This window comes from Streptomyces luomodiensis (genome assembly GCF_031679605.1).
Lineage (GTDB): Bacteria > Actinomycetota > Actinomycetes > Streptomycetales > Streptomycetaceae > Streptomyces > Streptomyces luomodiensis.
On the sequence record NZ_CP117522.1, the window covers coordinates 2003432 to 2018692 of the forward strand.

10 protein-coding genes are annotated in these 15261 nt (G+C 70.3%); 8 read left to right on the forward strand and 2 right to left on the reverse strand.

Going from position 1 to position 15261, the window contains the following annotated elements:
- Nucleotides 1-133: 133 nt before the first annotated feature.
- The 8 genes from PS467_RS08430 (at nt 134) to PS467_RS08465 (ending at nt 10696) form a co-directional block, all read left to right on the forward strand.
- Nucleotides 134-1162, forward strand: coding sequence for an SIS domain-containing protein (locus PS467_RS08430; RefSeq protein WP_311034725.1), 1029 nt, complete (start codon nt 134-136; stop codon nt 1160-1162).
- Nucleotides 1162-2073 (forward strand): PfkB family carbohydrate kinase, encoded by a 912-nt coding sequence (locus PS467_RS08435; protein ID WP_311034726.1) that lies wholly within the window; start codon nt 1162-1164, stop codon nt 2071-2073. The genes PS467_RS08430 and PS467_RS08435 overlap by 1 nt, the downstream gene beginning before the upstream one ends.
- Nucleotides 2070-4142 carry a hydantoinase/oxoprolinase family protein gene (locus PS467_RS08440; RefSeq protein WP_311034727.1) on the forward strand — a complete coding sequence of 691 codons (2073 nt, stop codon included), beginning with the start codon at nt 2070-2072 and terminating at the stop codon, nt 4140-4142. The genes PS467_RS08435 and PS467_RS08440 overlap by 4 nt, the downstream gene beginning before the upstream one ends.
- 39 nt (nt 4143-4181) lie before the next feature.
- Complete coding sequence (locus PS467_RS08445) at nt 4182-5849, forward strand: hydantoinase B/oxoprolinase family protein (protein ID WP_311034728.1); 1668 nt, start codon at nt 4182-4184, stop codon at nt 5847-5849.
- 155 nt (nt 5850-6004) lie between these two features.
- Nucleotides 6005-7378 (forward strand): MFS transporter, encoded by a 1374-nt coding sequence (locus PS467_RS08450; RefSeq protein WP_311034729.1) that lies wholly within the window; start codon nt 6005-6007, stop codon nt 7376-7378.
- Nucleotides 7379-7479: 101 nt separating this feature from the next.
- Nucleotides 7480-9072, forward strand: a complete 1593-nt coding sequence (locus PS467_RS08455) for a gamma-glutamyltransferase (protein ID WP_311034730.1) — start codon at nt 7480-7482, stop codon at nt 9070-9072.
- Nucleotides 9073-9285: 213 nt separating this feature from the next.
- Nucleotides 9286-9564 (forward strand): hypothetical protein, encoded by a 279-nt coding sequence (locus tag PS467_RS08460; protein WP_432280552.1) that lies wholly within the window; start codon nt 9286-9288, stop codon nt 9562-9564.
- A gap of 352 nt (nt 9565-9916) precedes the next feature.
- On the forward strand, nt 9917-10696 hold the full coding sequence (locus tag PS467_RS08465) for a hypothetical protein (RefSeq protein ID WP_311034732.1): 780 nt from the start codon (nt 9917-9919) through the stop codon (nt 10694-10696).
- Nucleotides 10697-11119: 423 nt separating this feature from the next.
- Here the strand turns inward: PS467_RS08465 and PS467_RS08470 are convergent, their stop codons facing one another.
- On the reverse strand, nt 11120-11794 hold the full coding sequence (locus PS467_RS08470) for a lytic polysaccharide monooxygenase auxiliary activity family 9 protein (RefSeq protein ID WP_498076478.1): 675 nt from the start codon (nt 11792-11794) through the stop codon (nt 11120-11122).
- 832 nt (nt 11795-12626) lie between these two features.
- Nucleotides 12627-15251 (reverse strand): caspase family protein, encoded by a 2625-nt coding sequence (locus PS467_RS08475; protein WP_311034733.1) that lies wholly within the window; start codon nt 15249-15251, stop codon nt 12627-12629.
- Nucleotides 15252-15261 lie beyond the last annotated feature (10 nt).

Here is a 15261-nt window from a genome sequence, read left to right on the forward strand (position 1 = left end):
GGCCCGCTGAGAAGGTTCTCATCACCTGACTGAGAACCTTCTCAGCAAGTTCACCGGCACATCATCGCCCGTCCGTGGTGCGTCTGACGCCACGGGCCGTGCACGACCCCGTTTCGCGCGGAGGAGACCCCGAATGCTGGACGTCGCCGTCGACCCGATCCCGCTGTCCGACGACCTCACCCCCACCCTTGAGCACACCGTCGCTCAGGCCGGCAAGGCCCGCGAACTGGCCGCCCGCCTGGTCGGGAAGGGGCTGCGGACGGTGTACTTCGTAGGCTGCGGCGGCTCGTTCTACTCGACCTTCCCTGCCCAGGACCTCATGGAGAGCAGTGAGGGCACGGTGGTCTCGCACCGGATGACCGCCGCTGAGCTGGTCCACCGCCCGCTGGCCGGACTCGACCGGACCTCCCTGGTCGTCGCCTCGTCGCACTCGGGTGCCACACCCGAGACGCTGGAGGCCGTGCGGGTGGCGAAGAAGGCAGGCGCGACCGTGGCCGGCATCGCCCGAAGCGGCGACTGCCCGCTGGCCGATGAGGCCGACGTGCTCTTCGACTACCCGAGCGACATCACCGTCACCGAACCCAAGGCCATCCACTTCACGCAGATGGCGCTCGCCCTGCTGGAGGCCACCGGCTCCCTGCCCGACGCCGAGCAGGCCTGGCGGGCCGTGGCCGCCGTGCCGGAGGCGCTCACAGCCGCCAAGCAGGAGGTCGCCCCGCTCGGGAAGCGGGTGGGCGAGCAGTGGCGCGACGCCGAGCTGGTGTACGTGCTCGGCGCCGGCCCGAACTTCGGCGCCGCCAACGCGCTGGCCGCCTGCTATCTGCAGGAGATGAACTGGCTGCACGCCTCGGCGGTCAACGCCGGGGACTTCTTCCACGGCCCGTTCGAGATCGTCGGTGACCACCCGGTGCTGGTACTCGTCGGCGAGGACGCCACCCGCCCGATGGGCGAACGGGCGGTCGCCTTCGCCGAGCGCTACTACCGCACCTGGTCCGTGCTGGACTCGCGGGACTTCACCCTGCCCGGTGTGCCGCCGCAGCAGCGCGGCCTGATCAGCCCGCTCGCCGTGGCGAGCGCCTCCCGCCGGCTGCTCGACTTCTGCGCCGCCGAACGCGGCCACAACACCGCCCAGCGCCGCTACATGTACCGGGTCGCGTACTGATGCGGCTGATCGGCATCGGCGACAACGTGGTCGACCGCTACCCCGACCTGGGAACGATGTTCCCCGGCGGCAACGCGGTCAACGCGGCCGTGTACGCGCGCCGCGCCGGAGCCCGCGCCGCCTATCTGGGCGTGACCGGTGATGACGAGGCCGGCCGGGCCGTGCGCCGGGCACTGAGCGCGGAGGGCGTCGACACCGGCGGGGTGCGCACCGCGGCGGGGCCGAACGCCTGGGCCGAAATCGGCCTGGTGGACGGCGACCGGGTCTTCAAGGGCGCCTCCGACGGCGTCTCCCGCTTCCATCTGACGGACCCGGAAATCGCCGCCCTCGCCGCCCACGACATCGTCCACACCGCCTACAGCGGCTCACTGATCGAACAGGTCCCGCGGATCGCCCGGCACACCCGGGTGTCGTTCGACTTCTCCCAGCAGCGCGACGCGCCATGGGCCCCGGATCTGGTGCCCCACCTGTATCTCGCCGCGTTCTCCGGCACCGGCCTGGACGACGCGGAGGTCCGGGAGCTGCTGGCCGAGGCCGCCGCCCGGGGGGCACAGTGGTCCCTGGTCACCAGCGGCCGCGACGGGGCGTGGCTGAGCGACGGCGCCACCGTGTGGCGGCAGCCCGCGCAGCCGGTGGAGGCGGTGGACACCCTCGGCGCGGGAGACGCGTTCATCGGCACACTGCTGGTGGCCCTCGCCGGCGGTGAGGACCCCCGGCCGGGTCTGGCCGCGGCGGCAGCGGCGGCCGCCGGCGCCTGCCTGGCACACGGCGGCTTCGGCCACGGCGTCCCCCTGGAGCCGGCCGAGCCCGTCGGTCCCGTCCGTCCCCCGCGGCCCGCCGCCCGCACCCCCGGCATCGGGCCGGCCCCCGGCCCCCGCCCTCACACGAGCACCATCGGAGGAAACGTATGACCCTGCGCATCGGCGTCGACACGGGAGGCACCTTCACCGACGTCGTCGCCTACGACGAGGGGACGGGGACCGTGCACGTGCGGAAGGTCTCCAGCACCCCGCAGGACCCGGGGCTGGCCATCGTCGAGGGCGTCCGGCAGATCCTGGAGCAGATCGGCGACAGGTCCATGGCCGAGGTGTCGTACTTCGCCCACGGCACCACCGTGGGCACCAACGCGCTGCTCACCGGCCGCGGTGTGCGAACCGCCGTGATCACCACCCGCGGCTTCCGTGACCTGCTCGAGCTCGGCCGCGGCCGTCGTCCGCGTCTGTACGACCTGCAGGCCGACAAGCCCGCCCCGTTCGCCCCGCGCGACCTGCGGCTGGAGGTCACCGAGCGGGTCCGGCACGACGGCCGGGTGGAGATCCCCCTGGACGAGCAGGACGTGCGGGCCGCCGCCAAGGTGCTGCGCGAGCAGGATGTCCGGTCGGTCGCGGTCTGCCTGCTGTACAGCTTCCTGCATCCGCGGCACGAGGAGCGGATCGGGGACATCCTCGCCGAGGAGCTGCCCGGCGCCTACGTGTCGCTCTCCAGCCAGGTGCTGCCCGAGTTCCGTGAGTACGAACGGCTGTCCACGGTGGCGACCAATGCCTACGTCGGCCCGATCGTCGCCGACTACCTGGCCGGCCTGCGCCGGCGCCTGGCGCAGCAGGGCCTGACGGTGGTCCCGCACGTCACCCAGTCCAACGGCGGGATCATCCCGTTCGAGGCAGCCGAGGCACTGCCGGTGCGCATGGTGCTGTCCGGTCCGAGCACCGGCGTGGTGGGGGCCGCCGGCATCTGCGCCGCCGCCGGGCACCCGGACATCATCACTTTCGACATGGGCGGCACTTCCTCCGACGTCTCCCTGGTCCAGGGCGGGCAGCCGAAGGTCACCACCGGCATGGAGCTGGACGGCCGGCCGATCCGCACCCCGATGCTGGACATCCACACCGTCGGCGCCGGCGGCGGCTCCCTGACGTGGGTCGACGCCGGCGGGCACCTCAAGGTCGGCCCGGCCAGCGCCGGTGCCGACCCGGGCCCCGCCTGTTACGGCAAGGGCACGGAGGCGTCGGTGACCGACGCCAACGTGGTCCTGCACGTCCTCAACCCCGCATACCTGCTGGACGGCCGCAAGAAGATCGACGAGGCCGCCGCCCGAGCGGCCGTCGAGCGGATCGCGGCCCGCGTCGGGCTGGGTACCGAGGAGACCGCCCAGGGCATCCTGCGCGTGGTCACCGCCAACATGGCCCGTGCGATCCGGGTCATCTCGGTGCAGCGCGGCTACGACCCGCGCGACTACACCCTGGTGCCTTTCGGCGGCGCCGGCCCGCTGCACGCCTCCCGCCTCGCCCGTGAGCTGGGGATGCGCACCGTGCTGATCCCGCCGACGCCGGGTGCGCAGTCCGCCCTCGGCCTGCTCATGACCGACGTGCGCGCGGACTTCTCCCGTACCCGCATCCAGCCGCTGGGCGAGCGGTTCGCCGGGCAACTCGGCGAGGTGTACGCCGAGCTCGCCGCCGAGGCACACGCCTGGTTCGACGACGAGCGCATCCCCGAGACCGACCGGACCGTGCGGCGCACTGCCGAGCTGCGCTACGCCGGGCAGAACTACGAGATCCCGGTGCCGGTGCCGGACGGCGAACTGGACGCGGCCGCCGTGCGCGGCGTCCTGGACGCCTTCGCCGCCGAGCACGAGCGCCTGTACGGCTACTCCTCCCCCGAGGAGCCCGTCCAGGTCGTCACCTTCCGCCTCCAGGGCGTGGGCGCGGTCCCCAAGGCCGCGCTGCGGCGCGAGGAACCGGGCGGCGAGGACGCCTCCGCGGCACTGGCCGGCAGCCGCGAGGTGTACCTGCCGGAGCTGGGCGGCTTCATCCCCGTCCCGATCTACCGGCGCGGCCGGCTGCGTCCCGGGAACCGCGTCGCGGGGCCGGCCGTGGTGGAGCAGATGGACACCACGACCCTGCTGCTGCCCGGCGACACCCTCACCGTCGACGAGCACTCCAACCTCGTCATCGCCATCGCCGACACCGCCAACTCCACGGACTGACCCGACCCGCCCTTGCGGCCCGCCCCCGAGGAACCCCCATTGAACACCACCGCCAAGAGCACCACCTCGCCGGACCCCGTACTGGTCGAAGTCATGGGCTCGGCCCTGTCCTCCATCGTCGAGGAGATGGGCGAGACCCTGGTGCGCGCCGCCTACTCCAGCAACATCAAAGAGCGCCGGGACTGCACCGCCGGCCTGTTCGACGCCGAGGGCCGCATGCTGGCCCAAGCCGAGCAGGCCTCCCCGGTCCACCTGGGCTCGCTGATCGGCGTCGTCTCCGCCGTGCTGGAGCGCTTCCCCGTCGAGGAGATCCGCCCCGGCGACACCTTCATCAGCAACGACCCCTACTCAGGCGGCGGCTCCCACCTGCCCGACATGGTGCTGATCACGCCGGTGTTCGTGGACGGCCTGCTGACCGCCTGGGCCGCCAACCTGGCCCACCACGCCGACTTCGGCGACCGGGGCCACGCCCACATCTTCCAAGAGGGCCTGCGCATCCCGCCGGTGCGGTTCGCCCGCGACGGCCGGATCCAGGAGGACGTCTTCCAGCTGATCCTCACCAACTGCCAGGTACCGGCCGAGCGGCGCGCCGACTTCCGCGCCCAGCTCGCCGCCAACCGGCTGGCGACCTCCCGGTACACCGAGCTGGCCGACCGCTACGGCCGCGACACCATGATCGCCACAGCGGCAGCCCTGCTCGACTACACCGAACGCCGCACCCGCGCCGCGATCGCCGAGGTGCCCGACGGCACCTACACCTTCCGCGACAGGTTCGACTGCCCCGAGCTGGACGACGAGCTCGAGCTGCGGCTGAAGGTCACCGTCGCCGGCGACGAGCTGCACTTCGACTTCGCCGGCAACCCCGGCCAGGTCCGCGCCTCGGTGAACATGGTGTGGACGGCCCTGTACGCCACCGTCTACTACGCGGTCAAGACGCTGGTCGACCCGGACATCCCGTCCAACGCCGGCCTGCACCGCCCGATCCGCATCGACGCGCCGCTCGGCTCCATCGTCAACTGCGTCGAACCCGCCGCCGTCAACGGCCGCACCGAGACCTGCCAGCGCGTCGTCGACCTGGTCCACGGCGCCCTGGCGCCGGCCGTGCCCGAGCGGGTGACCGCCGCCGCCAACGGCGCCAACACCGGCGTGCACTTCTCCGGGCAGGACTCCCGCACCGGGAAGTACTTCGTCTACCTGGAGACCATCGGCGGCGGCTCGGGCGCCCGCGCGACCAAGGACGGGCTGGACGGCGTACAGGTACACGTCACCAACACCTCCAACCTGCCGGTGGAGTCGCTGGAGAGCGAGTACCCGCTGGTCGTCGAGGCCTACGAGCTGGTCGAGGACTCCGGCGGCGCGGGCCGGCACCGCGGCGGCATGGGCATCCGCCGCACCGTACGGGTCGAGGAGTGCGACGTGCAGTTCTGGCTGGACACCAGTCGGCAGACGTCCCGGCCGTGGGGCCTGTTCGGCGGCCGGCCGGGCAGCAGTGCCCGCGTCGAACTCAGCGACGGCGCCCGGCCGGTCGTGCACGGCCATACCGTGCTGCAGCCCGGCGACCGGGTGAGCATCGTCACCGCCGGCGCCGGCGGCTACGGCGACCCGGCCGAGCGTTCGCCCCAGCAGGTGCGGCGCGACATCCGCGAGCAGGTGATCTCTCCCGAGCGGGCGCGCGAGCACTACGGCGCGGCCGCCGAAGACGCCTGACGCCGCCCCGAGGACGCCTCACCACGGCACCACCGCACCGCCGCCCGCCCCCGGCGCCGCCGGCCGGGCGGCACCCCGCCCCGCCCCCTGACCGAGACCCACACCCCTCTTCTTCCGCCTCTTCTTCTGCCTCCCACCACGAAAGGAGGTGTCCGGTGAGCCACGCAGCAGCACCGTCCACCGGTGACTCCGCCCCCGGACCCGCCCCCGGACCCGTCCCCGGTCCCTGCGGCCCCCGGCCGCCCGCCGTCCCGTGGCGCCGGATCCTGTGGTCCGCCATGCTCGGCAACGCGGTCGAATGGTACGACAACGCCCTTTACGGCATCCTCGCGGTGGTCATCGCCCAGCAGTTCTTCGCCGGCGGCTCCACCACGGCCCTGATCTCCACCTATCTGGGCCTGATCCTGTCCTACGCGGTCCGTCCGATCGGCGGCACCCTCATGGGGCGCGTCGGGGACATCAAGGGCCGCAAGTACGTCCTGACACTGACCATCGCGCTGATGTCGATCGGGACCGTGGCCATCGGCCTGCTGCCCACCTACTCGGCCATCGGCGTCGCCGCGCCGGCCCTGCTCGCCCTGTGCCGGGTGGTCCAGGGCGTCGGCGCCAGCGGCGAGTACACCGCGGCCGCCGACTTCCTGCTGGAGCACGGCGACAAACGCGGACGCAACTACCTCTCCGGATGGTGTGTGGGCTCGACCTCGATCGGCCCGCTGCTCGCATCGGCCATCGCCTACGTGATGATCCTGGCCGTCCCGGAACACGACTTCAACGCCTGGGGCTGGCGGGTGCTGTTCCTCCTGGCGGCACCGCTGTCCCTGGTGACCCTCTACATCCGCAGGCACGTCACCGAGACCCCGGAATTCCGGCAGGTGATGGAGCAGGCCAAGGCCGAGACCGTCAAGCAGTCACCGTTCCGCGAGGCGGTGCGCGGGTACTGGCGGGACATGCTCCGGGCGATCGGGCTGGGCGCCGGGCAGCGGGTCGGCTCCTTCGTGATCCAGAGCTACTTCGTCACCGCGCTCGTCCAGAACGGCTTCGGCGAGGACCAGGCGCTGCTGGCCGCGATCCTCACCTACGTCGTCGGCGCGCCGGCGGCGATCTGGGGCGGCCGGATGGCCGACCGGCACGGCGGCCGGCGCCTGCTGGTGGCGGGCTACTCGGTGTTCGTGCTCTTCACCGTGCCGACCTTCCTCGCCATCGAGTCCGGTTCGGTAGTCCTCGCCTTCGTTGCGGTGGTGGTCTTCACCGTGATCAACAACATCGTCGGCGGACCGCTGACCACCGCCTACGTCATGAGCTTCCCGGCGCATGTGCGCGGCACGGCCTCAGCCCTCAACTACAACGTCGGCACCACGCTCCTCGGCGGCACCGCACCGCTGCTCGCCGCCTGGCTGCACGGGCTCACCGGCACCGACGTCTCCTTCGGCTGGTACATGACCTTCTTCTGCCTGCTGTCCGCGCTGGTCGCCGGCTTCGCCCTGCCGAAGTCCGTCGACGAGGCGCGCAAGCTCCCGGCCACCGCCTAGCAGCTCCACGGAGCCGGTGACGGGCGAGAGGGCGCCCGGCACCGGCTCCGTCCGGCCGCACACACGCGACACACGCGACAAACACGATAAAGGGACCTTCATTGGATACCGCGACACCGGCCCGCTACGGGCGCAAACCCCTCGTCACCGGCACCTCGGGGTTGGCGGTGACCTCGCACCCGATCGCGGCTCGGGCCGCGGCCGACGTGCTGCGCGAGGGCGGGAACGCCTGCGACGCGGCGCTCACCGCGGCAGCCGCGCAGCTCGTGGTGGAACCGCATATGACGTCGCTCACCGGCGGCCTGAGCATGCTGCACCACCATGCGGCCACCGGCACCACCGTGTACCTCAACGGCAACGTCAACGCACCGCTGGCGCCGCTGCCCGACTTCACCGGGGCCGACCTGACGCGCGGCCGGGGCGTCCCGGTGCCCGGCTGGTGGCCGGCCTTCGACGAGGCCCGCCGCCGGTTCGGCAGCCTGCCCACCCGGCGCCTGCTCGCCCCGGCGATCGCGGCCGCGCGGGAGGGCTTCGAGGTCAACCCCTTCCTGTTCGGGGTGATGTACGGCCAGCAGGCCAACCTGGGCGCCTGCGAACAGATGCGCGACGTCTTCTTCCCCCACGGGCACCTGGCGATGCCCGGCCAGGTCATCCGGCAGGAGCAGGCCGCCCGCACCCTGGAACGGCTGCGCGACGAAGGCACGGACTACTACCTGGGCGACTTCTCCCGCGCCTTCTGCGAAACCGTCCAGTCCGACGGCGGGGTCATCACGCCGAAAGACTTCGAGGAGTACCAGGTGCTCCTGCAGGAACCGGTCAGGGGCACCTACCGGGGCGCCGAAGTGGTCGCCTCCGCGCCGCCGGACGATGGCGGCGCGCAGCTCGTCGAAGCCCTCAACATGCTGGAGACGCTGGACGTGGCGCGGCTGGGGCCGCCCTCCGCCTCACCCGAGTGCCTGAAGCTTCTGCTCCAGGTGCACAACACGGTGTACTACGCACCGCCCCGGCAGCACGGCCGAGAGCGGGACGGCGAGCGGCTCGCACTGCTGGTGTCCAAACAGTACGCCCGCACCAGGATGGCGCTGCTGTCCTCCCGGCCGCCGCTCGACGCCCCGCCGCCGAGTCCCGGAACCATCCACGTCTCCGTCGTGGACCGTAACGGCAACATCGCCTCGGTGACCCACTCCCACATGGCCTCCGGCTGGGTCAACGGGCTGTTCTGCGAAGGCTTCCAGCTCTCCGGCGGCGGCTCCTTCTTCCAACGGGTGATGCCGCAGCCAGGCGAGCGGGCCTGCGTCTACCTCGCCCCGAACATCATCTTCCGAAACGGCAGCCCGGTGGTGGTCTCCGGATCGCCGTCCGTGTCGCTGGTCTCCTGCGTGCTGCAGAACCTGGTGAACATCCTGGACTTCGGCATGACGATCGAGGAATCCGTGCAGGCGCCGCGGTTCGGCGCCCGTCCGCACTCCCCCGAACGCGGCTGGGAACCGGGCAACCTGCTGGAAGCCGGCTTCGCTCCGCAGGTCCTGCGGGAGGTTCGCGCGTGGGCGGCACGGGAGCGGTTGTGGACCCGGGTGACCAACCCCTGGTACGCGCTCACCGGAAACTTCGAAGGCATCACCCTGGACCCCGCCACGGGCACGATGGCTGCCTGCGCGGACCCCCGCCGGGTAGGCGCGGCCGAGGCCGCATAACCACCAGGACCGCCCCCGGACCACCGAGCAGGAGACCCGGCCCTCGGTCACCAGGCGGAGATACAGGCGGTACAGCGGCCGTCACCATCGGGGTGCGCACGCCGTGGAGTCGGTCCCGGGCAGGTCCGGCACACCGGCCAGTTGAGGCAGGCCGGGCAGAGGTCTTAGCCCGGGACGGTTCCGGGGCGGCCGGTCATCCAGACCGGCGTCCGGATGCCCCGCATGAACGCCATCACAGAACGGTGGGTACGGTCATGCATGGCCGAGCTCCTCGACCGCACCCTCATATGGAACGAGGCCCACCTGCTACACGCCCTCCGCGAGTACGAGCAGTTCGACAACCATCACAGGCCCCACCGCACCCTCGAAGGCGCCGCACCCCTCCGCCCGCTACCCGCGCCGATCGTCCAACCGAACAGGCTCGCCCACCTCGACGTCCGCCGACGCGACCGCCTCAGCGGCATCCTCCACGAGTACCACCATGTCGCATGACCTGTACGGACGTACCTTTCGGCACCTACAACGTTCAAGTGCCCCCACGGGCGTGGAACGCCTTCGCCGCCCCGCAGGTTGGCCGCCCACTTGCCGTCCTGGGTGCTCTTCACCGGCCGCTCCTCCTCGGTGGCAGGGGCTAGGGAGAACGGGGTGCAGCCGGACGGGGGGGGACGCGGGTGCCACGGTACGAGGGCGTGCGGGAGGTGGCTCATCATCGGCCCGGCCGTCGGGATGCGCCCGTCAGGTCCTCGACCAGGTGCCGCTTCGACGGAGGATGGGGGAAGAGAGCGGGTCTGCGTGGTGAAGTATGGGCCTTTGACAACTCCGACAGCAGGGAGCGTTCCTTCCGATGACCACACAGCCCGCACGTCCTGAGCGCAGCGGTCCCGGGACCGCCTCGGCCATGGATGTCTCGCCGTTCAAGCCTTCTCTCGTCAAGGCGGTGTTCAGGGACGTGACCTCGATGCACGTCTCTCGGTCGGCCGCGTGGGCCGCCGCGTCGGTAACGCGGACAGTGCTGACGGAGATCATCGACGGCGCGCGGAGAGCGGCGGCAGCGGAGGCCCGGAAGAAGCTGATTCCCAGGGACCTTCTCTCGGCGATCGACCGGAACGTCGAGCTCGAGGTGGGGACCAAGTGGTACGACCACAGCCCGACGTTTCAAGGCCTGACCGGTGTCCTGTACGACGCCGAGGGCGTCATCGTGCCTTCTCGTAAGCGCAGCAGGTCGCGCAAACCCAGTGCTGTGGTCGGCGCCCACAGGTTCGAGGCGGGGGTCAAGAAGCTGCTGCGGAGCCAGGGGGCGACGGCCGTCCCAGCGATGGTCCGCGACCTGGACGGAATCGCGAGCGTGTTCCTGACGGACCTCGCCCGGGACGCGGCCATGGTCGTCCGCGAGGGCGGAGTCAAACGTTTCGGTACGGTCACCCCAGTGATATCGGGCGAACCGGCCCCACCCCCGTTCCTCAAGGATTCCCACCAGGCCCTGTCCACCCGCAGGGGGGACGGGCGGACCATCGGCAGGGATGACATCCTGGCCGCCACCACGATTCAGTTGTTCGGCGGCAACCTCAGGCAGCGAGCCCTCACCGAAGCACGCGAGGCGACACAGGACACTTCGGCCGGCTGAGCGAGTGCGACCAACATCGCCTGAAGGGTGTCAATATTCCGATCAGGCTGCTGAGCTGGGCGTTTCCTGTAGACGGTGAGGCAGCCGTGGTGACGTGGTGTGGTACTCGTTGAGCAGTCCGCCGAGTACCTGGCGGCGCCTGACCGCGGCAGCGGTGCGCTTACCGAGAACGTCATCCGCCCTGGTCAGAGGGATGCACCCTGCGACAGAGACAAGGACATCGAGATCCTCGTACTCCGGCCACCAACTGAGCCGGCTACCGTGCGACTGCCGTGCGATCGGACGCGTTCACACCAGGAGCGAAGGGAGCCCCGTCGGGGCAGGGTGACCAAATGGGTCCCCTGCCCCGACGGAGCTCGGCCGGCCGGGCGGCGGGTTACCGGCGCCCGGCAGAGACCGGTGCCGTGTGCGGCGCTTCTCCGCTCAGCCGAAGTTCACGTCGCTGCACCACATGTAGGCCTGGTCGGTGTGCGAGGCCTGCCAGATCACGAACAGGATGTGGTGTCCGGTGTAGCCGGAGGTGCTGACGTTGAACGTGTAGTCCGTCGCCGGGCCGAAGCGGCCGGTCTGCGTGATGAAGTCGAGGTTGCCCCAGCCCAGGGTCTGGGTCTTGGGGTCGAAGCCCTGCTTGCTCACGTAGGCCTTGAAGTAGTCGGCACCGTGGGACGCCTGGTCGTGCACGTGCACCGAGAAGTTGTTGCCGACGGTGGTCGTCTTCCACTGCCCGGGCTTGTCCAGGCTGGCGTTCCTCGAGAGGTTGTTGCTGCAGAGCGTCCCGTCGGGGGTCTTCGCCTGGAACTGGCCACCGAGGCCGTCGCGGAGCGCGCTCATCCAGTTCCACATGGTGTCGGAGTTGGCCTGGAAGGCCTGCCAACACATGGGGTCTTCGGTCTGCATGGCCGGGTTCATGTGGTCGTTACCCCACCTTTCCCAGCAGTGGTACGCGCGGGAGGCGGGGCCGACGACGGAGCCGTGAGCCTGGGCGGGGGCCGACCAGGTCAGTGCGCCGACAACCACGGCGAACAGCATGGCGAGCGCCTGGAGAGGCCGGCGGAGGGCCGACCGGGAACGCCCGGTTAATGGGCTCTGTTTGCGCATGTGGGGGAAACTCCTTCCAGTCGAAAGGCACCATGGGAGCGCTCCCAACGTACGACTTCTGAGTGAAATGTCAATGAAACAAACGGAGTTGATTACAGGGGTGGGCGGCGATCAGGGAATCTGCCGTGAGCCGGGAGTCACGGGAGGCTTCGGCGACTTCGGTGGCACGACAGTCAGAACCCTTCCCGAAACCGGAAAGCGAGGGTGCGGCCTGCCTGCGTTCCGCGTAATTCGGAGCTCAGAGAGCCACGACACTGCGGGTGCCGATGCATCATCCACGCAGGTTGGGAGCCTGATCACGGATCTTCGGTTCTCCTCGGCATTCGCCCAAGCGTCTTCACCTGCGCAGGGACCCGGCGGCATCATGATCTGTCGTGCTGCTGCGCCTGGCCTACCTCGCCGCGACCAACGCCCTGGCATTCCTACGCCTCCTGCGGATGAGCGACAGACAGAAGGACGTCAAGATCCTCGTACTCCGGCCACCAACTGCTGATCCTGCAGCGTCAGGTCGGCAAGCCGACCCTCACTGACAGCGACCGGTCCACACTCTGACCGGAGCGCGCCTGTATGTCTTCGCCGTCATCGTGACCCGGGCTCGGTCGCGTAGCCGCGGAGGCGGATGCGCATGCACGCGATACCGGGCCCAACGAGCCTGCTGCCCGCCGGCCACTGCGGAGTGGGGGGGCGACTGGCCCTCCCAAGCGAAGGCCCGTTTCCGGCCAGTAGGGCGGCTTCCAGCGCGTGAACAGCTGGTCGGGACCCAGCGTGATCCCAACAGGAGCCCTCTCCAGGCGTGCATGGTCAACCCGCAGCCTGGAGAGGGATGTCGGGCTCACAGCCGCGCCTCCGCGATCGCCGCCAGGGCGCTCGCCCGATAATAGGCGTCGGTGATGTTTCGGGCGATGCGTTCGGCCTGCTCGGTGTCAGCGGGGGCCAGCGCTAGGACTAGATCATGTACGGCGATGGCCTTGTACAGGTCATCGGTGATGCTTTCCGCTGTCCGTCTGGCGCGGTCGGCGTAAGCCGGTCTGCGTTTGACGAGTTCGGCCTGTAGACCCGCGATGGACCACAGCACGGCGGCACGCTCTTCGTCCCGGGGGATCTGGCGCACGATGCGTTCGGCTTCGCGCGCACAGCCCACCGCGCGGTCGGGTTCGCTCCCGACCAGCGCTTCCCCGGTAGCGACCAGAACCCTGGCCATGGCGTCCAGGGGAGACCTTCTGTCCTCGTCCGGGAGGTTACGCATGAGGCGTTCGGACTTACGGACAAACCTGTCCACCCGGTCGGGGTCCGTGCCAGCGACGGCATTCCCGGCGTCGACCAGCGCGCCCACGACAGTATTCAGCGCATACGTCCGATCCCGCTCGGGGAGGCGCTGAGCGAAGGACTCGGACTCGCCGAGCAGTTCATCCGCCCGGCGTGGGTCGGCTCTGGCCAGGTGTTGGCCGGCCAGAGCCAGCACGCTCACGGCCTCCCGCAACGTCTGCTTTTCCGTCAGGTCGTTGTCCAGCGTTCGAACGATGGCCATCGCTTCGTGGGCGAGGGTCGCCGCCTGCTCGGCGTCAAGCGGGGCGAGACCCATCCCGACACGGGGAAGGGCACGCGCGACGTTGTGGTCGAGGAGGCGCTGCTTCCGGCCGGGGAGCTGGGGTGCGATGGTCTGGACCTCGCGGATGAGCTCCACCGCCCGATGGGGGTCTGTTTCGGCCAGGTAGCCCGCGACATTAGCCATCGTCCGGGCGACGTCGGTCAGCCGGTCGCCCAGCGCTTGGTCGGCGAAGCCGTTTACGGCATTTCGCACCCTCGTCATGAGGTCGATGACACGGTTGGGGATGGTCCTGGCCGCCCAGCAAACGCATGACAGGGCGCCGGTGAGTTCGCTCAGCGCCTCCCCCCTCTCGTGAAGGCCGATCTTCCAGACGGTCTGCTCGACCTCCTCCAGGAGTTCCACCGCCTGGTGGTAATGTCTCGAATCGGCCAAATCCCGCGCGATCTTGACCAGCTCCACCACCCTCCACCGCAGGTCGTTATTGGCTCTGACTTCACCGGCCCGACGCGAGCCTTCTGGCGAGCGGCGCGAGTCCTCCTCGAACCGCTCCCTCTGCCGAATGGCTTTTTCGAGGTGCTCGGAGTCGTCCTTGAGGCGCTGACGCCATTCCGGCTCGTCGTCGAGCACGGAGAACGACAGGCTTCTCAAGCGGTCCGCCTTGTACCGCGTGTCGGGGAGGCTGTACAGGACTTCCTCCGCCTTCCCCAGGAGCCAGGTCGCCCGGTCACGGTCTGTCGCGGTTACCGCCTTTGCCAGCTGGGCCAGCCCGAAAACCTTCGCATCGATGTCTGTTATACCCTGAATGATCCCTTCGGCCTCGTCCACGAGGTGTCGTGCACGTGGCGGATCGAGAGCGACCAGGCAGGTGGCGGCTGCTGTGAGAAGGTGTGCACGCTGGGAGAGGTCGGTGATTTTGTGGCCGGCCTGTATGACCTCGTCGGCCAGCTGTCTGGCCTTGTCGGGGTCGACCGTGACCGTCGCGGCCCCGACCCTGGCCAGTAGGCCCATGCTGGTGGAGCGGTCCGGGATAGCGCGGGCGGCGTGTTCTGCGGCGTCCCGTGCCACGAGGTGGGCGGCTGATGGGCCGGGATCCGGATCCGGAGCGGCACCCTGCTCCCCGTGATCGTGGGGGGCGCGGTTGAGGAAGTGAATGTGGCGAGTGGCGTTGTTCTGCGCGAACAGCTGTGGTTCCGGACTGTCGCGGCCGCGCATGCGGTCGCGAATTCTGAGCCAGACATGCTCCAGGCTGATCGCGGGCCCGACTCCGGTGATGCCCGCTTCCAGCGTGGTGATCAGCTCACCCGTGAACTCGGGCAACGGGGCCCCAGGACGCACGAACGAACGGCTCTGCGGTGGCGCCGAGGTCAGCACACAGTCCCCGTAGCCGTTCTCGTCCGACCCGTGCCGCCCCCCGTCGTCCCCATCGGTGGCGTTTGCGTGGGCGTGTTCGTCGAGGGCGGTGGCCAGGTCGTCGCGGGTCGGGGCCGTGCGGTGGGACATGCCGCCGGCGATGCCGCTGTAGCAGCAGTCCAGGATGGTGACGCGGTGCTTGGCTCGGTGGCCGGCTTGCCTGATCAGGTCGCGGAGTTGGCGATAGGGCAGGGTGCCGATCTGGGGGTAGTCGGGGTCGGCGTCGACCAGCGCCAGGTGAAGGCGTTCGCCCGGATCCCGCAGTCCGTGCCCGGCGAAGTACACCACCAACGTGTCCTCCGCGGCCAGCGCGGCGTCCCTGACAGTCGTCAGAATCCGCTCCTGCGTGGTATCGGTGCCAAGGACGGTGACGTGCTCGTGCGGGAGTCCCCAGATCAACGGGTCGCGGAGCAGTCGGGCCAGATGGCCCGCGCCCGTGGCCGCCGCCGGCATGGCAGCCAGGTCGGCGTGCGTGTAGTCACCGATCCCGACCAGCACCGCACGGCTC